Source organism: Acinetobacter sp. ACIN00229 (assembly GCF_016106645.1).
GTDB classification, from domain to species: domain Bacteria; phylum Pseudomonadota; class Gammaproteobacteria; order Pseudomonadales; family Moraxellaceae; genus Acinetobacter; species Acinetobacter oleivorans.
Genome location: NZ_JADWOM010000003.1, coordinates 261383 through 280197 on the forward strand (window position 1 = coordinate 261383; position 18815 = coordinate 280197).

General features: G+C 39.8%; 17 protein-coding genes. 8 read left to right on the forward strand and 9 right to left on the reverse strand.

What is annotated here, in order from left to right:
* The first annotated feature begins 14 nt into the window (after window positions 1-14).
* On the forward strand, window positions 15-449 hold the full coding sequence (locus I7H67_RS04125) for a nuclear transport factor 2 family protein (protein WP_198307148.1): 435 nt from the start codon (window positions 15-17) through the stop codon (window positions 447-449).
* Here the strand turns inward: I7H67_RS04125 and I7H67_RS04130 are convergent.
* From I7H67_RS04130 to sdsA, 8 genes are all read right to left on the reverse strand, one after another.
* A complete protein-coding gene (locus I7H67_RS04130; protein WP_151989033.1) occupies window positions 446-880 on the reverse strand; it encodes a YbjQ family protein in 435 nt (144 codons plus the stop codon). The genes I7H67_RS04125 and I7H67_RS04130 overlap by 4 nt on opposite strands.
* A gap of 7 nt (window positions 881-887) precedes the next feature.
* The gene (locus I7H67_RS04135; RefSeq protein WP_198307149.1) at window positions 888-1238 is read right to left on the reverse strand and encodes a YbjQ family protein; all 351 of its coding nucleotides are present in this window, start codon (window positions 1236-1238) and stop codon (window positions 888-890) included.
* Window positions 1239-1347: 109 nt separating this feature from the next.
* Window positions 1348-2802, reverse strand: a complete 1455-nt coding sequence (adeK, locus tag I7H67_RS04140; protein WP_049838025.1) for a multidrug efflux RND transporter outer membrane channel subunit AdeK — start codon at window positions 2800-2802, stop codon at window positions 1348-1350.
* Window positions 2802-5978 (reverse strand): multidrug efflux RND transporter permease subunit AdeJ, encoded by a 3177-nt coding sequence (adeJ, locus tag I7H67_RS04145; RefSeq protein WP_005309992.1) that lies wholly within the window; start codon window positions 5976-5978, stop codon window positions 2802-2804. Before adeJ ends, adeK begins: the two co-directional genes overlap by 1 nt.
* A 12-nt stretch (window positions 5979-5990) precedes the next feature.
* Entirely contained in the window at window positions 5991-7238 is a 1248-nt protein-coding gene (adeI, locus tag I7H67_RS04150) for a multidrug efflux RND transporter periplasmic adaptor subunit AdeI (protein WP_004789373.1), read from the reverse strand.
* 23 nt (window positions 7239-7261) lie between these two features.
* Window positions 7262-7888, reverse strand: coding sequence for a phosphatase PAP2 family protein (locus I7H67_RS04155; protein ID WP_004789375.1), 627 nt, complete (start codon window positions 7886-7888; stop codon window positions 7262-7264).
* A gap of 183 nt (window positions 7889-8071) precedes the next feature.
* Entirely contained in the window at window positions 8072-10132 is a 2061-nt protein-coding gene (locus I7H67_RS04160; protein ID WP_198307150.1) for a site-specific recombinase, read from the reverse strand.
* A gap of 14 nt (window positions 10133-10146) precedes the next feature.
* Window positions 10147-11124, reverse strand: coding sequence for an All-trans-nonaprenyl-diphosphate synthase (gene sdsA, locus I7H67_RS04165; protein WP_198307151.1), 978 nt, complete (start codon window positions 11122-11124; stop codon window positions 10147-10149).
* A 443-nt stretch (window positions 11125-11567) separates the two neighbouring features.
* On the opposite strand from sdsA, the gene rplU reads away from it, so the two are divergent.
* The 7 genes from rplU (at window position 11568) to I7H67_RS04200 (ending at window position 17357) form a co-directional block, all read left to right on the forward strand.
* Window positions 11568-11879 carry a 50S ribosomal protein L21 gene (gene rplU / locus I7H67_RS04170; protein WP_004639133.1) on the forward strand — a complete coding sequence of 104 codons (312 nt, stop codon included), beginning with the start codon at window positions 11568-11570 and terminating at the stop codon, window positions 11877-11879.
* A gap of 18 nt (window positions 11880-11897) precedes the next feature.
* On the forward strand, window positions 11898-12155 hold the full coding sequence (gene rpmA / locus I7H67_RS04175) for a 50S ribosomal protein L27 (protein WP_002116037.1): 258 nt from the start codon (window positions 11898-11900) through the stop codon (window positions 12153-12155).
* Between the two features lie 240 nt (window positions 12156-12395).
* Window positions 12396-13091 (forward strand): outer membrane lipoprotein chaperone LolA, encoded by a 696-nt coding sequence (gene lolA / locus I7H67_RS04180; RefSeq protein WP_005310008.1) that lies wholly within the window; start codon window positions 12396-12398, stop codon window positions 13089-13091.
* 117 nt (window positions 13092-13208) lie between these two features.
* Entirely contained in the window at window positions 13209-14009 is an 801-nt protein-coding gene (locus I7H67_RS04185; protein ID WP_151768328.1) for an RsiV family protein, read from the forward strand.
* 118 nt (window positions 14010-14127) lie between these two features.
* Complete coding sequence (gene serS, locus I7H67_RS04190; protein ID WP_013196969.1) at window positions 14128-15399, forward strand: serine--tRNA ligase; 1272 nt, start codon at window positions 14128-14130, stop codon at window positions 15397-15399.
* A gap of 67 nt (window positions 15400-15466) precedes the next feature.
* Window positions 15467-16840 carry a siroheme synthase CysG gene (gene cysG / locus I7H67_RS04195; RefSeq protein ID WP_198307152.1) on the forward strand — a complete coding sequence of 458 codons (1374 nt, stop codon included), beginning with the start codon at window positions 15467-15469 and terminating at the stop codon, window positions 16838-16840.
* A gap of 43 nt (window positions 16841-16883) precedes the next feature.
* Window positions 16884-17357, forward strand: coding sequence for a tRNA (cytidine(34)-2'-O)-methyltransferase (locus tag I7H67_RS04200; RefSeq protein ID WP_002116042.1), 474 nt, complete (start codon window positions 16884-16886; stop codon window positions 17355-17357).
* A gap of 59 nt (window positions 17358-17416) precedes the next feature.
* Here the strand turns inward: I7H67_RS04200 and I7H67_RS04205 are convergent.
* On the reverse strand, window positions 17417-18815 hold a 1399-nt coding region (locus I7H67_RS04205; RefSeq protein WP_198307153.1), incomplete at its 5' end, for a PT dipeptide repeat lipoprotein.

Here is an 18815-nt window from a genome sequence, read left to right on the forward strand (position 1 = left end):
ATAGAAGGTTCACCATGGATCAAGATTATCACCGTATTTTAGACGTCATTACGCGTTTTCAATTGGTCTTTGACCAGAAAAATTGGGACGCTTTTGATGAGTTATTGGCAGATCAACTTGAGGTGGACTATTTCCAGTTTAGGGGAGAGCCTTTATGTGTCGTGTCTTGTCATGAATATAAAGGTTCTCGGCAACAAGCTTTATCGCATTTACGCCTACAGCACAATTTAAGTAATCCTCTTATTCAGATTGAACAAGACCGAGCATGGGTAGAATGTAATTATCAAATTTATCGTTTTTCGGAAAATGATTATTTTCATTCGTTTGGCCGTTATTATTTTACTTTGGCAAAACAACAAGAGAGTTGGAAAATTACCGGAATTTGCCAACACTTAACTAAAAATATTGGCAATCCGCGTATTCATTTTTCTGCTATGGGGCAGTGCTAATCTTTTACTGCTGTACCGTATGCAAATACTTCGACCATTCCTCCCTGCATACCAAGTTCGGTTGTACTCAGCCGAACTCCCATAATATGGTTAGCTCCTGCGGTATGGGCTTGTTGTTTTAAGCGAACAATGGCTTCACGGCGAGCACGCTCAACTACACTTTCATAACTGGTAAGTCTTCCGCCCAAAACATTCTTAATGGATGCCAATACGTATTTAAAGTAGTCATGAGAAATCACGACATTACTACTAATCAAATGACCTAGTTGATCACTCGTTGCAAAACGATTGGTATCAATTCTGATATGGGCGAATTGCTGTTCTTTTTCTAGAAGTTCTTTCAAATGTTTTTGTTCAATATGGCGGCCAAAACCCCAACCAATACTGAAAAGAATCAGAAAAATAACAAGCTGAAAAATAAGATTGTCCATTTTCTACCTATGCACTAAATGGATCTGGTATATGGGGTGCTTGAGGTTGAACAACCACAGCCGTGCCATATACGAATAATTCAGAAGCACCTTGGGCAATATTTGAAGTTGAAAAACGAATACCAACAATTGCATTCGCACCAAGTTGCTGAGCTTTGGCAATCATGCGATCCATCGCTTCTTGGCGGGATTCTTCTAATAATTCGGTATAACCTGTAAGTTCACCACCTACAATATTTTTTAAACTTGCCATCAAATCACGGCCAACATGCTTACTACGGACTGTACTTCCATAAACAACATCAAGTTGCTTTACAATCTGGTGGCCCGGAACACTTTCTAAATTACTCAGTAACATTGTTTTTTATCAATCTAAATTCTTAAAGTTTCAAGATAAAAAATATTCACATCAGATGCAATAAAAAAGCCCACCGAAGTGAGCTTTTATAAATTAAGTTATTTAAAACTTATTGCTTTTTAAGTTCAGCACTTGATGGTTGATTAACCACTGTATCTGAAGTATTTGCTTTTAAACCACCACCTAGAGTTTTGTATAACTCGATTTGGTTGTTTAAGTTAGCTTGTTGAAGCAACAATAAACCTTGTTCTGCTGAATAAGATGAACGCTGTGCATCAAGAACTGTCAAGTAACTGTCAATACCAGCACGGAAGCGGGCATTTGACAGTGTGTAGTTGCGATTAGTCGCTTCTACTAGACGTTGTTGAGCTGTTAAACGCTCACCAATATTGGCACGAGTTGCAAGCGCATCATTAACTTCGCGGAACGCAGACTGAACTGATTTTTCATAATCAGACAATGCAATTTTCTGATCGGTTTCAGAAATTTTCACATTGGCTTTACGTGTACCCCAGTCAAAGATTGGTAAGTCTAAGCTTGGACCAATTGACCAAACAAAACCACCAGACTTAAATAGATCACTTAAGTCAGTTGATGCATAACCTGCAGAACCCGTTAAGCTAATGGTTGGGAATAAACGTGCTTTTGCAGCACCAATATTCGCACCAGCAGCGCTTAAGTTATATTCAGCAGCTTTTACATCTGGACGGTTGTTAAGCAAGTCACTCGGTAAACCAGCTGTATATACATTTTGTTGAGTAATACGTTTTACAGGTTGGTTTGGCAACAAGTTTTGTGGAACTGATTGGCCCACTAACAAGTTCAACAAGTTTTGTGCTTGAGCAATCTGTGTTTTGTAGTTCGCTACATCATTACGCGCAGTTTCTACAGAAATCTGTGCCTGACGTAGTGGAACTTCACTGTCGATGCCCACATCAAAACGTTTTTTGTTGAGATTGTAAGAGTCTTGTTGTGCTTTAAGCGTTTGCTCTGCAAGTCTTAAATTCGCTGTTGCGAAAGAATAGTTTAACCATGCTTGAGCAACTTGGCTGATCAGACTGATTTGAGTCGAATCACGTGCACTTTGTGTTGAAAGATAACTATCTAGTGCAGCATCTTTTAAGCTACGTACACGGCCCCAAAAATCGAGTTCATAGGCAGTTACACCCAAACCTACTTGGTAAGTAGAGTAGGGGTTATTCGGATCACGGCTTTGAGAAACCTGACGAATTGCACTACCACTTGCTCCGATTGTTGGAAGCTGGTTGTTTTGCGTAATTCGATATTGCTGTTGGGCACGTTCAATATTGAGCGTTGCTGTACGTAAGTCGCGGTTGTTGGCAAGCGCCAAATCAATCACTCCGAGCAAACGAGAGTCAGCAAAGAACTGTTTGTAACCCTGTTCAGCAATAGACGTACCAGAAGCGCTGTTATATGCATAGCTTTCTGGAATATCGGTTTTCACGACTGGTTCTGGGCCGCGCATGCTTTGACAAGCTGACAAAGCAAGCGCAAGTGCAGATACCGCAATGCTACGACCTGAAATAGACCATACTTTTTGCATCACGATTTATGCTCCTGAGTGTTTATGGTTTTTGGTTTGTACTTAAAGATACTACGAATCCATACATAGAATACAGGGATAAAGAAGATACCTAAGAACGTTGCACTGAGTACGCCACCGAGTACACCGAAACCGACTGAGTGCTGACTTCCTGCACCAGCACCTGTTGAAAGGGCAAGTGGAAGTACACCGAAACCGAAGGCAAGGGTAGTCATGATAATTGGACGTAAACGCATTTTTGAAGCATGTAAAGTTGCCTCAAGTAGGTCTTCACCTTTTTCCTGCAACTCTTTTGCGAACTCAACAATCAAGATCGCATTTTTTGCAGAAAGACCAATGACCGCGATCATTGCTACTTGGAAGTAAATGTTATTTGAGAGATTTGGATCTCCTTTAATAATCATACCCAAGTAAGTCAATACGATTGCACCAATAATACCAAGTGGTACTACAAGTAAAACCGAGAACGGAATAGACCAGCTTTCATATAATGCAGCTAAGCAAAGGAAAACGATTAACAATGAAAGTGCATATAAGAATGGAGCTTGAGCACCAGACTCACGTTCTTCAAGTGATAAACCTGTCCATTCATAGTCGAAACCTTGTAAGCCCATAGATGGTAACTTAGCAATAATTTCTTCCATGGCTTTCATAGAGTCACCAGAGCTCACGCCAGGTGCAGGTGTACCTTGAATGTTAACCGATGATACGCCGTTATAACGTTCAAGACGAGGAGAACCATATGTCCATTTGCCTGTAGCAAATGCAGAGAACGGTACCATTTCGCCTTTGCTATTACGTACATACCACTTGTTTAAGTCTTCAGGCATCATACGGCTATCCGAATCACCTTGAACATAAACTTTTTTCACACGACCACGGTCAACGAAGTCGTTAATGTATGAGCCACCCCATGCAATACGCATAGTGTTGTTAATGTCAGCAATGCTAACGCCCATAGCACCAGCTTGAGCCTGATCTACATCAATTTGATACTGAGGTGTATCTTCTTGACCATTAGGACGTACCCCTACAAGACGTTTATCTTGTGAAGCCAAACCTAAGATCGTATTACGTGCTGCAATAAGTTTCTCATGGCCTTGACCACTTGAATCTTTAAGTTGCAAGTTAAATCCAGCTGTTACACCAAGTTCAGGCATTGCAGGAAGCTGTAATGGCATAATGTAAGATGCGTCTTTGACGATCATATTTAATGCCATACCACGCTGAATTAACGCACCGATTTGAGACTCTGGTGAAGTACGTTCACTCCAGTCTTTCAATTTAACGAACCCAATACCAGCATTTTGACCAACACCCGTGAATGAGAAGCCCGAAACGGTGAAAATAGATTCCACAGTATCTTTTTCATTCATGAAGAAGTTTGTCATGGTGTCAATCACTTTACCTGTACGGTCAAGCGTTGCGTTTGGTGGTAACTGAACAAGTGTCATGACCACACCCTGATCTTCTTCTGGTAAGAATGAAGATGGGAGTTTTTGGAACAAGAACACGAGTAGGCCAATCACTACAGCGTAAAGTACGCCAGAGAAGATTTTGCCTTTAAGCATGCGGCTAACACCATTTTGGTAGCTATGCGACATGCGGTCAAAACCGTTGTTAAATCCTCTGAAGAAACGAGCAAAAATATTATTGCTTGGTTCTTTGTTAGGATCATGCTGTTTTAAAATGGTTGCACAAAGTGCAGGGGTGAAAGTTAACGCTACAATTAACGATAGAACCATTGCTGTTACAAGGGTAATCGAGAATTGACGGTAAATTACACCTGTTGTACCACCAAAGAATGCCATTGGTACGAATACCGCTGTCAATACGCTTGTGATACCAATTAACGCACCAGAAATCTGTTGCATTGATCGTGAAGTCGCCGTGACCGGATCGGTATGCTCTTCACTCATCACACGCTCAACGTTTTCTACTACAACAATGGCGTCATCGACCAGAAGACCAATTGCCAATACCATAGCGAACATGGTTAAGGTGTTAATTGAGAAACCAAAGATATTAATAACAGCAAATGTACCTAATACAACAACAGGTACAGCAAGTGTTGGAATAATCGTTGCACGCCAGTTCTGCAAGAACAAGAACATAACAATGAACACTAAAATTACCGCTTCAATTAATGTGTGTACAACACTTTCAATTGAAAGACGGATAAATGGAGTCGTGTCATAAGCCAGTTTATCTGCAAGGCCTGTTGGATAGTTCTTACGCAATTCAGCTAAACGGTGTTCAACAGCGTCAGCGGTGTCAAGTGCGTTAGCACCAGTTGCAATTTTAATTGCAAGACCACCAGCAGGTTTACCATTAAACTTCGAATCGAATTGGTAGTTATCAGAACCTAACTCTACACGAGCAACATCTTTTAAACGAACTTCAGCACCTGATGCTGTGTTCTTTAAGAAAATATTTTTAAATTGTTCAGGTGTTTGTAACAAGCTTTGCGCATTTACTGTTGCGTTAAGCACTTGACCTTGAACCGCTGGTGCACCACCTAACTGACCTACAGCAACTTGTGAGTTTTGCGCTTGTAAAGCAGTCGCAATATCACTTGGTGTTAACTGATAGTTGGTAAGTTTTGCAGGGTCGAGCCAGATACGCATTGCGTATGAACCACCAAAGACTTGTACCTCACCAACACCAGCAACACGGCTAAGTGGTTCTTTAATTGACGAGTTTACGTAATCTTTAATGTCTGAGTCTGACAGGGTATTGTCTGGTGAATAGAATGCAATAACTTGCAAGAAGCTTGCACCAGATTTAGTAACCGTCACACCTTGGCGTTGAACGTCTTCAGGTAAAAGCGCAGTTGCAGATTGCAGTTTGTTTTGAACCTGAACCTGTGCAATATCCGGATCAATACCTTGTTCAAAGTTTAATTGAATAGAAGCTTGACCGTTACCTGCACTGTTAGATGAAATATAACGTAAACCATCTAGACCATTCATTTGTTGTTCAATGATCTGGGTTACAGTATTTTCAACAGTCTCAGCCGATGCACCAGGATAAGTTGCAGCAATTGTAACTGTCGGTGGTGCAATCGTCGGATACTGTGCAATAGGCATTTTAGTTAGCGTGAGAATACCCGCCAACATAATGACTAATGCAATCACCCACGCGAAAATGGGGCGATGAATAAAAAATTGTGCCATTCAATCTACCCCTTATGCATTAGATGCTTTTTGTTCTGCTTGAGGTTTACCTGATTGAGCCGGTTTTGTAGCATTTGGAGCTGCACCTTGAGGATTCGCTGGTTGAGCTTGGTAAGGTTTTGCTGACACTTCTTGCCCTTCTTTAACTTTGGCAACACCATCAACAATCACTTTTTCACCAGCTTTGAGACCATTAGTCACAATCCAGTTTTGTCCTTGAACACCAGAGGTTTCAACAGGACGACTCTCAACAGCGCCTTTAGCATTAACAAGCATTGCTACAGCTTGACCTGTCGGTAAACGCGTAATTGCGGCTTGAGGAATCAGATAAGCATTTGGAACTACACCTTGAACAATCTGCGCAGTTGTATACATACCCGGAAGTAACAGATGGTTCGGGTTCGAGAATACGGCACGTAAAGTAATCGTTCCTGTATCCTGATTTACAGAAGCATCAGAGAAAGCAAGTTGTCCTTCGATTGGATAAGTCGAACCATCTTCAAGCTTCAACTTCACTTTCGTGTTGTTACTGTTGTTTAAACTGCCTTTGCTGAGTTGTTGGCGTAAACGTAATAACTCGGCACTAGACTGGTTAATATCAACATAGATTGGATCTAACTGTTGAATCGTCACTAAAGGATCAGTTTGGTTTGCCGTAACTAAAGCACCAGCTGTTACAGAAGAACGTCCAGACTGACCAGAAATTGGTGAGCGAATTGTAGAATAACCAAGATCTACATTTGCATTCGTTACTTGAGCTTTCGCAGCAGAAACTTGTGCTTCAGCAACATTAACCTGACCAAGTAAGTCGTCATATTCTTGTTTAGATACAGCATTACTCGAAACAAGTTGCTTATAACGGTTTAGCTTGGTACGTAGTGAAGCTAGATTTGCCTGTTGTTGTAAAAGAGATGCTTTTGCATTTTCAAGCGTTGCACGGTTTGTTCGAGAGTCCAGTTCATAAAGAGCCTGACCTTCACGCACATAACTTCCTTCAGCAAACAAGCGTTTTAAAATTACACCACTTGTTTGAGGACGAACTTCAGAAATTTGATATGCTGAAGTACGGCCAGAAAGCTCAACGCTTTGTTCAACACTTTGTGGTTGAGCAACAATAACACCTACCTCAGCAGGCGGCATTTTCTGAGCAGCAGCAGCTTGCTGTTTCTCATCGGAGCCTTTGCCACAACCAACAAGTGCGATACTTGTTGCTAATGCGCAAGCAGTAAGGGCAGGAGCCCAAAGCTTAGCCGACATCATTGTTCCACCTCGTTAGATAAAATCTAAAAATATATTTGTTTTTTACTTAACCTACTTTGTGTTTGTAATAACCAGAGCCAAAGCAGTGCAATCCAAATAAAACCTATGCCCCAACCGGCGAGTACATCTGTTGGAAAATGAACTCCAGCATATATTCTTGAAAGCCCCATGCAGATAAACCAAAGGCAAGAAATCAAAATGATATAAGGAGAGTTAATGTTGGGCTTATGGCATAACATTATCATTGCCAGACAAGCCAGTGTTGATGCATAAACACTGTGTGCACTTGGGAACGATGCACCGTAACTTTCGACAATATGATATACCTGTGGGGGTCTTGGGCGATCAACACACCACTTGAGCAGCCAACCCATGGTGATACTGCCAAGAACTCCCACGCTAATGAAAATAACAGTAATATATTTTTTATACCATGCCTGATATATACACACCAGAAAGGATAAAAAAAGTACAAAAGGCATACCACCTATCCGTGCTAGGAAGATCGTAATAGAGTTAAGATAATCTGAACGATATTCACTCAATATTTGAACGCTGAGAAGATCCAAAGACTGAAGTCTTGGTACAAACAAACCAAGAACACCTAATCCTAAAAAAATACAACCAATAAAAAGCAACAAATAGGGCATATAAATACCTTTGCTTATTCAAGCAGTGTCCACTACTGAAAGCCGTTAAAAGTGTACTTGCCAGTACACTTTTTTTCAAGCCTGATAGATCATCGTAAATTCATTTTGAAAAATTTTTAACATTTGGAAAAACAATCACAACAAAATTGACGGAATTCACATTTTGTGTACAAAGCAAAATTTTTAATGTTCTATCTTTTTTCCATTATTTGTAGTCGTATTTTCTTCAAGTTCTAGCGGCTGTTTTGGGGGCCAGAAAAAATCGCTTGGGCGAGTCAGAAAATGGGTCATAACGAGTTTGGCTAAAGGTTTCCATTGTTCGAAGCGAACACGACGTGCACGTAGAGCCACAATAATCGTTAAGGTGAAACTAACGAATAAGTTAGTGAGACCAATACATAACACACCTAGAAAGGACACGATAATCAGTCCGATGTCTGGACTGCCGTTAATGGTCATTAAACCTTGAATAAAGTTAGCCGAAGCAAAGGCAATATGACGGATATCTAAAGGTAAACCTAAAATAAACCCTATGGTACCCATACTTCCTAACATAATCCCGAATAAGAAGTTACCTGCTAATGCTCCTAAGTTACGTTCAATATACTCAGCAAAACGGTTAAGGCGATCTTGCCCAAACCAGTTTGCTAAGCGACGATGTGCTCTTAGGCGTGGACCGACTTTTCGGTAAACAGCTAGGTTATCGAAGTATCCAGCAATGAGACCCGACAAAAACAAACACACTCCGGCAATCGCTGCATGTGGAACTGCTAATGAAGTGAAGGGGTTTAAGCTGTGCAACAAATACGTTGCTTTAGTATGAGTTAACAAGGGCTCATCAAGATAGAACTGCCAAGCAAATGTAATGAGTGCAGCAGTAGGAATCGCAATTGAAATATTGCCTAAAATAGCAATGAATTGTGTTCGAATAATATTAATAATCAGGGCTGCTAACTCTGCAATTTGAGCTGTTTTAGAGCCTTTACGCTGTTGCACAGTGGCTGCGAGGGCCGCAGCTGTCATTGCAGGTTGTTTGGTTGCAACTGTGAAATGCAGTACATGAATCAGAATGAATCCTAGAGAATAATTCATACTGAAAGTAAAGGCCTGCATTAGCGGAGCCATTGTCATTCTTGCTGCAAGAATTTTTAAAGATGCCATACAGGCAATAATGACACCCGCTCCAGCAGCAGCTTTATACATGCCCCAAAAGCCTTTGGTATCAGTACTTACATAATGTTCACCTGTTCGGCTGGCATTTTCAGTTACTTGAAAAGCAATAAGTTCACTTGTTGTACTTAATAAAGAGCGAACACTTTTTTCACTATAGTGCGCCTTGGTTAAATCGGAAATCAGATGTCCTAAAGAGACATATTTTCCTTTAGTGTTATCTACAACCAAATAAAGCAGTAATTCAATTCGATCGAGGCACTGCTCAAGTAATGACAATAAGTAAGTCAAACTTAAGCTGACCCCAATTCTTTTGGTAGCACGGCGAATTTTTAAAACCACATCCCGACACTGTTCCAACATAACAAATGCTTGTGATGCATCCGGAGGGGAAGTCACCGCAATTTCATGTTCAAAAAGTTCTTGTTTTTTGTACTTCTCGATAAACTCAACAATTTCACGGTTTTGAACTAAAAATGGTGATTCATATTCAGTTAATTCCGGTTGAGCATTAATAAATTCGGGGTAAAGACCAATTCCACTAATTCGATAAGATAAAACGGTAATCGCTTTAATCATTTCACTTTGAATGACAAGCTTTTCATCTACATTACTTTGGCTTTGTCCAATAAGACCAAATAGATTTGCCCAATCTTCCTCATCAATATTATTGAGCCAAATTTTGTCACTTTCTAAATAGAAAATTCTACCAATTAATATTTTGAGTTGGCTTGCATCTTCGATTAACGGTAAAAAATGTGCTCCGAGTCTTTGTCCTAGCTGGTTCCAGAAACCATCTAAAGACAAAATTCCGCTATCAGCATATAAGCTGACTTGTTTATAGCGATTAATTAGACGTAATAAAAAAGTTTGTAGCAGGAAGGGTGCTGTAGGTGTGCGTAATAGGCTTTCAATGAAAGCCTGTATTTTTTGCTTTGTCTCATCCGTATTTTGAGGATCGGATGGACGAATAGCATTGACTAACTCAATAAGTAGATTTTCGTCAATGACAGCTTGAGAATCCTCAAGCTGTTTCTGTATTTTTAAAAAAAGATCTGAAAAATTTATATGCATAGGCAAAATAATATCTATTGTATTCGATGTAACGCAAGCTGAGTTAAGTTAATCAAAGCCTGACGATACGGTGTATCAGGTAGGTTTGATAAAGCTTGCAGTGCTGCTTCTGTTTCTTCTTGGGCACGTTGGTGACAATAATCTAAAGCACCAGACTTCTGTACAATTTCTATGACCTGAGATAATTGGTCCACTCCACCAGTTGCAATGCTGCGACGAATAATCACATGCTCTTCACCTGTTGAGTGTGCTAATGCAGAAATTAACGGTAAAGTTGGCTTACCTTCCATTAAATCATCACCAATATTTTTACCTAATGTTTCAGCATCTGAAGTGTAGTCTAAAATATCATCAATAATTTGGAATGCATTACCAAAATGACCAGCAAACAATCTTAATGGTTCACGATACGCCTCTTGCCCAGCCAGAATAGCGGCACCTTCTGTAGCCAACTCAAACAGGCGAGATGTTTTACCGTGAATAATTTTTAAATATGTTTCTTCGGTTGTATCGGGTTGATGCTGTGATTGAAGTTGTAATACTTCACCTTCAGCAATTTCACATGTACCTGTTGAAAAGTCTTTCAATAAAGTCATGTTGTTTAAATCAACCAATAGGTCAAAAGCGCGAGCAATAAGGAAGTCACCGACTAAAACGGCTGTTTGATTATTCCATGTCGCATTTGCTGTAGGTCGACCACGACGAAGCCCAGATTCATCTACCACATCATCATGGACTAATGTCGCGGTATGCAACATTTCAATGATTGCAGCCAGACGTTGAGCATTTTGCATGTTGTCTAAACCACAAGCGCGAGCCGCCAGTAAACACATAATCGGGCGCATACGCTTTCCGCCAGCTTCAACCACATGTTTGCTGACAGACATGACTAAACCGACTTTTGAGCTAATTCCTTCATTAATCAAGTGATCCATCGCAGCAAAGTCTGAGGCAACAGGCGCAAGAATGTCTTGCTTGAAATCGATGACCATATGAAGAAAAACCCCGTATTGGTAGATAAGTGGCGTTAGTGTAACAATTAAAGGTGTGTTGCACAGGTAAACAAGTGGCTGATATTAATCATTTCTATTGTCTTTATGCGTTCTTTGTTCTTTATTTAAGCAAAACATGATATTTCCGGCAAAACAATAAATTTAATGACATCAGCATTAATACAACTTGTTCTTGTCGCAATTTGTGTCTGGAACTGTATTTTAATTTTCATTCAGAATCAATGAAAACTGCTAAATTCCAATCGAAGCTGTCTGTTGATTTTGTAAAAAGAGGGGAATAGGAGCCACTGATAAATAGAAAATACTTGTCGTTTGATCAAATTTCACTTAAAATCTGTCGCCTTATATAACCCCAGTGGCGAGCGTTTTAAGATCGATATATCCCTTATCGGCACGACGACACGGGCTAATTGGAGTACATTATGTACGCAGTAATCCAAAGCGGTGGTAAACAGCACCGTGTAGTTGAGGGTGAAACCCTTAAAGTTGAATTATTGAAAGCTGAATCTGGCGCGACTATTACATTTGATGATGTATTAATGGTTGTAAACGGTGACAGCATTCAAATCGGTGCTCCAGTTGTAGCTGGCGCTAAAGTAACTGCAGAAGTGGTTGGCCATGGTCGTCACGACAAAATCCGCATTATCAAAATGCGTCGTCGTAAACACTACCGTAAACAACAAGGTCACCGTCAATGGTTCACTGAGTTGAAAATTACTGGTATTTCAGGCTAATCACGAGGAGTAAGAGACATGGCAACTAAAAAAGCCGGTGGATCGACGAAGAACGGTCGTGATTCAAACCCAAAAATGTTAGGTGTTAAAGTTTACGGCGGTCAAGCTGTAACTGCTGGTAACATCATCGTTCGTCAACGTGGTACTGAGTTCCACGCTGGTGCAAATGTTGGTATGGGCCGTGACCATACTTTATTTGCTACTGCTGACGGCGTAGTAAAATTCGAAGTGAAAGGTCAATTTGGCCGTCGCTACGTAAAAGTTGAAACTGTATAAGTTTTAGCTTCAAAAAAAGCCCACATTTTGTGGGCTTTTTTTATGGAATTTAATCTGGTGTATCTTCATCATGATGAATGAAATTCTACAAACAACATGAATAACATAACAAAATATCTTATTTTCTCAATGATTAGCACAGAGTTTGTCGGTTAATATGAGTCTTGAATTAAGAGCTTGCTAAGTTTCATAACTTTGGAAGATGGCAAGTTGTCTTACAGCAACTAAAAAGGTGATGACATGAATATGCTTCGTAAAACTATGTGTGCTATTACACTCAGCGCGTCAGTGCTTGCTCCTGTAATGAGTACTACAGTGTTTGCTGCGCCTGTAGCAGCACCGGAGCAACAGGCAATTGGGAACCTGGTTAATCAGTTATCAGGTTTACAGCGTTTGACTGCCGATTTTGAACAAACAACTAAAGCCAATACAAAAACTGTGGCACAGAAAAAGAGTTTAAGTGCACAGCATATGAACCAGACATTCAAAGGCTCAATGAAAGTTGAACGTCCAGGGAAATTTTATTGGGAAACAGTAAGTCCTGCTAAACAAACGATTGTAACAAGTGGGAAAACAGTTTGGATCTATGATCCAGATTTACAACAAGCGGTTCGCCAAAGCTTAGATGATCAGGTTGCAGATACACCAGCGTTATTACTCTCTGGTAATACTAATCAAATCATGAAATCTTACCGTGTAACGCAACCCGATAAATCAAAACTTTATTTCACATTATTCCCTAAAAAAGAAGATGGCGCTTTCCAAAGCTTAACAATTAGTTTTGGAGCAAATAAAGCGCCTACGCTTATGGTGTTACAAGACTCATTAGGTCAGACTACTTATGTGCGCTTTAAGAACGTGAAAGTAAATGCTTCAATTCCAGCATCTGTCTTTAACTTTACGCCACCAAAAGGCACAGATATTATTGATCAATAATTAAAGCCTCTTCAAAAAAAGCTACCTTTCACGGTAGCTTTTTTTATATAAGAGAGATAGATACATTTTTTAACCCCACCTCGATCGGACGCTTTGTATAGTGATAGAGGTAAATTCATGGGGATTATTATGCGACTTTACGATAAAAAAATTATTTGTATTCTTCCATTAATGGCTGCAATGGCAATTGTGAGTGGTTGCCAACCAAAGTCGACAGCCAAAGAAGAGCAGGCTGCTTCGACTGCAAAAGTTAAAGAAACTAAAGAGGCTGGTGTTCCTGTAATTCAGGCAAAAGTAATCCCAGTAAAATTGCCAAAATCAAAAGTTTGTTTAGAAGATGGTTGTACTGAGTATGACTTTCAAACAGTACAAACCAATCAAAAGTGGATTAATGATTACTTCACTAATCGAATAAAGAAAGCAGATCCGAATGCTTTTGCAAACTTGGCTGATAAACCTGTAGAGGTACCTGAAGGTGAGCCGCGTTCGAGTCAAAGTGCAATTTATGTTCGCTATTTAGGGCAAAATTATAATCTTGCAACTTTTGCATTACAGACTTATTCGTATTCTGTTGGCGCAGCACATGGCATGTCACATCAAGAGTTCGTGACTTTTGATTTATTAAATAAAAAACATATTACTGTTGCTGAGCTCATTCAGCCTGATGTTGAAAAACAATTAGTTGATGCACTTTTTGATGCAAATACAAATTGGCTTCAAGAGCACAATATCAGTCGTGAAAAACTGCAATTAAGTGATAATTTCTACTACGGCGCAAATGGGATTGTTTTTGTCTATCCAATTTATGAATTGGCTTCTTATGCCGAAGGAATGTCTGAATTAACACTGCCGTATTTTGAAGCGAGTAAATTCATTAAACCTGAGTATTTACCGAGTGTGCCAAACTATAAGTTCTAAAATAGGTGATCTATTCTAACAATTGTGTGAAAGCTATTCGTTATGAAGATGATCACTATATTTTTTAGTGTGAAGGCCTTACACTATAGCCAGTTTTTTACCCATATTATGATTGATTATGATCGACCCTAAGTTACTCAGAAATAATATTGAAGCTGTTAATGCAGCTTTGGCAAAACGTGGTGTTCAATTAGATGTTCAGGAATGGGCTTCTTTAGAAACTCGCCGTAAAGACTTGCAATCAAAAACTGAAAAATTGCAGGCAGAGCGTAATGCCGGTGCAAAACAAGTGGGTCAGATTAAAAAATCCGGTGGTGATGCTTCTGAAATCATGGCGCGTATGCAAGCGATTGGTGATGAAATCAAAGCTGCTGAAGTTGCTTTGTCAGAGCTCCAAAACGAGATTGAACAAAAAGCGCTTAGCATCCCTAACTTACCAGATGAGTCTGTTCCTGCTGGTAAAGATGAAGATGATAACGTTGAAATTTCAAAATGGGGTACGCCTCGTCAGTTTGATTTTGAAATCAAAGATCATACTGACTTAGGTGAGTGGATGGGCGGTTTAGAGTTCGAAACTGCGACTAAATTGACTGGTTCACGTTTTAGTGTGTTGAAAGGTTCTTTAGCGCGCCTACAACGTGCTTTAACGCAGTTCATGCTTGATACCCATACTTTAAAGAATGGCTATACTGAAGCTTATGTGCCTTATTTGGTAAATGCGGATTCACTTCGTGGTACTGGTCAGTTACCAAAATTTGAAGAAGATTTGTTCAAACTTCAAGGTGAAAAAGAATATTACCTCATCCCTACAGCAGAAGTTCCTGTTACTAACTTCGTTCGTGATGAGATTATTGATACCGAACGCTTGCCATTAAAATATGCAGCGCATACACCGTGTTTCCGTAGTGAAGCTGGTTCTTATGGTCGCGACACCCGTGGTTTAATTCGTCAGCATCAGTTTGATAAAGTTGAGATGGTGCAAATCGTTAAACCTGAAACTTCTATGCAGGCACTTGAAGACCTTACTGCGCATGCTGAGGGTATTTTGCAGGCACTTGGTTTGCCATACCGCAAAATTTTGCTCTGTGGTGGGGATATGGGCTTCGGTGCGACTAAAACTTACGACTTAGAAGTTTGGGTTCCAAGCCAAAATACTTATCGTGAAATCTCAAGTTGCTCTAATATGGGTGATTTTCAGGCACGCCGCATGAAAGCACGCTACAGAATGGATCAAAAGAAGACTGAATTAGTGCATACACTAAATGGTTCAGGTCTTGCAGTTGGACGTACTTTGCTTGCTGTAATGGAAAATTACCAGCGTGAAGATGGTTCTATCGAGATTCCAGAAGTATTACGCCCATATATGGGTGGTTTAACCTTTATTGACTAAGCTTTGCATCTAAATTGTGCATGGTTTTTGCTTAACCCAAATCAGATGATTAATGTAGAGGTTTAAGGTGGATATTTTTCCAATCTCTTTAAAGTTGCAACAGCAACGTTGTCTGATTGTGGGTGGTGGGCATATTGCTTTGCGCAAAGCAAATCTTTTAGTCAAAGCTGGAGCCGTAATTGATATTATTGCTCCAGCAATTGAAGATCAGCTTTTAGAGTTGGTTCAGGCGAGTGGAGGGCAGTATTTTGCTGAGACCTTTGCTGAAATTTTTTTAAATACACCTTACAGATTAGTCATTGCTGCGACTAATGATGCGCAAGTGAACAAAGCTGTTTTTGAGCAATGTGAAGCGCGTAATTTACTGGTAAATAGTGTCGATGATATTCCACACTGTCGCTTTATGGTTCCAGCAATTATTGATCGTTCTCCATTGATCATTTCTGTTGCCTCAAATGGTGCATCACCCGTTTTATCTAGACAACTTCGTACTCAAATAGAAACGATTGTTCCACATGGCATGGGGAAACTTGCTGAGTTTTCTGGTCAATGGCGTAAGCAAGTAAAAGAAAAGATTAGTAACCCAGATGAGCGTCGAATCTTTTGGGAAAACTTATATGCTAGCCCATTAAAAGAACAAGTTTTTAATGACAATTTAGAAGTTGCAAATGATTTGATTCAGCAAGCCTTAACAGAATGGACTGCACCTAAAGGTGAGGTTTATTTGGTGGGGGCTGGACCAGGTGATCCAGAATTGCTGACATTAAAAGCATTGCGTCTTATGCAGCAAGCAGATGTTGTGATTTATGATCGTTTGGTGTCTGCACCGATCTTAGAACTTTGCCGCCGCGATGCGACCAAAATTTATGTAGGTAAAGCGCGTTCAAATCACTCTGTTCCCCAAGATGGTATCAATGCTTTACTGGTTGAATATGCTCAAAAAGGAAAGCGTGTTTGTCGTCTAAAAGGTGGTGATCCATTTATCTTTGGGCGTGGTGGTGAAGAGATTCAAGAGCTAGTTGAGGCGAACGTCACTTTCCAAGTTGTGCCGGGGATAACCGCAGCATCAGGTTGTTCAGCTTATGCAGGAATTCCATTAACTCATCGTGACTATGCACAAAGTGTACGTTTCTTGACTGGGCATTTAAAGGAAGGTTCTCCTGAACTCCCTTGGAATGAACTAGTTTATGAAAATCAAACTTTAGTCCTCTATATGGGGTTAGTTGGTTTGGAACGCATTTGTGAGCAACTTATTGCTCATGGTCAACGTGCTGATATGCCTGTAGCCTTAATATCTAAAGGAACCACACCAGAACAGAAAGTTATTGTTGGAACATTAGCTGATATTGCAACTAAAGTGTCTGAACATCATATCGTAGCGCCAACTTTAACTATTATTGGTGAAGTGGTGAATTTACGTGAACAGTTAAAATGGCAATAAATTTATCTGAATTTATTGCTGGTTATTAAAGTCGAGAAAATTTGTGATTCATGTTGTCCTATACGAGCCTGAAATTCCTGCCAATACAGGCAATATCATTCGTTTATGTGCTAATACGGGCGCACAGCTACATTTAGTCAAGCCACTAGGTTTTGAGTTAGATGATAAAAAGCTCAAGCGAGCAGGCCTTGATTATCATGAATGGGCGCGTATGCAGATTTGGGACAACATTGAACTATGCCTTGCAGACTTAAAAGCTAAAGGTGTTGAGCATGTTTTTCCACTCACCACTAAAGGCTCAGCGACTCCACATACAGTCGATTTGAATCGGCCTGTAGCTTTACTGATGGGGCCAGAAACACGTGGTTTGCCTGAGCATGTCCGCTTAATGTTTCCACAAGAACAGTGGATCCGTTTGCCAATGGCCGAAAACTCAAGAAGTTTAAATTTATCTAATGCAACCGCCGTGATTGTTTATGAGGCATGGCGTCAGCAGGGCTTTAAAAACTTAGGATAAGTTATCTAATTTTAAGTAAGAATAAGGCCACATTTGTGGCCTTATTTGTTTTAGATATCCTATTTAGGGAAAATTACACCACTTGCTAAATCATAATTTGTTGGTGAGTTGGTATAGACCGATCCAAGTCGAACTGCAAAGAACCAACCTAATTTACCTTGGTCTTGAATTCGATTTTCAACGAGATATGGTTCATCTGTTTCGGATGCAGCATCTTCAATAAATACTTTATATTCAATAGGTCCTGTATTTTCACTATCACGCTCAAATAGATAACCATCAATATTAAAGAAGCCTAGATTATTGTTCGCATCAACCAGTCTATAACCTTCGGCTGCCTGCTCTTTAAGAAGTTTTTCAAGTTTAATTGCATCATCCTTGTTAAACGGGATATGTTGTGGAACTTCAAAATAACGATATGCATAGGTTCCGTTATGTGTACTGCTATTTACACAGGTAGGTACATAGAAGGTTCCATTCGTTGTGCCGTTATTGGTGAACGAGGTATTTGCGTAAATTAGCTTACAACCTTGCGCACCAAGTTCATTGAAGGCATTCAAAATACTCGTGCGAGAAGTGTTGGTTAAGAAGCGATTAGAATAAGAATATGTTGCTGGTTTCTTATCATTTTTAACAAATAAATATTTATCTGTATTCGAAGTTACTTCTCCAAATGAGAGTTTATATATATAGCCTAAGCTACCTTGTTTATTTAGCTCATTTACCCATAGTAAATAACGGTTTGCCACTGAATTGGTTTTAACATCAACTGTTTTATAGGTGTATGTGTCAGTGGTTTTATTGTTTTTGACATATAAATTTTTATATAGGGCAAAGCTACTATCAGGATTATCTAAACTGACTGATGGCGTGAGAAGGGCATAGCCTTGGCGTCCTTGATCGTTAAGTTGAGTTAATAGATCGGCCCAAGATTCTTTATTGTCCGCTAGTCTATAACTTGCTGTTGCCAATACTTGTGTCGGCTTTTGCATGCTTGCTGGTGGGGTTGTTTTTGTAAAGCAAGTATTCATGAGATCAAAGTTTGCTTGCTGCAAATAATTATGTATCGCATTTGGTTCATTCGTAGGAACTAGGCAGAATTGATTTGCATTTTTAAAACCTAAAATAGCAGATTGTTTTTGCTCCAATTCTCCAGCTACAACAAGCTGCCAATCTACTTTGTTATAGCTTGAGGTTTGTATTGTCTGAGGTGCTCCAATATTTGAAACCAGACTAAAATCTTCAGCTTGGCGGTAACTTGCAACAATGTTACCTGTACAGTTCGATTCATTCTCATAACGTATTGTTTCACTAGCAAATCGAACGCTGTTATCAGAAACCTTAATGATGTTCATTTTTAGAGCAGAACCGTTAATACAACCTCCTTTGCCCGCTAACCAACTTCCAACAAAGCGATCCGCTACACTTGTTGGTGTTGGTGTTGGTGTTGGTGTTGGT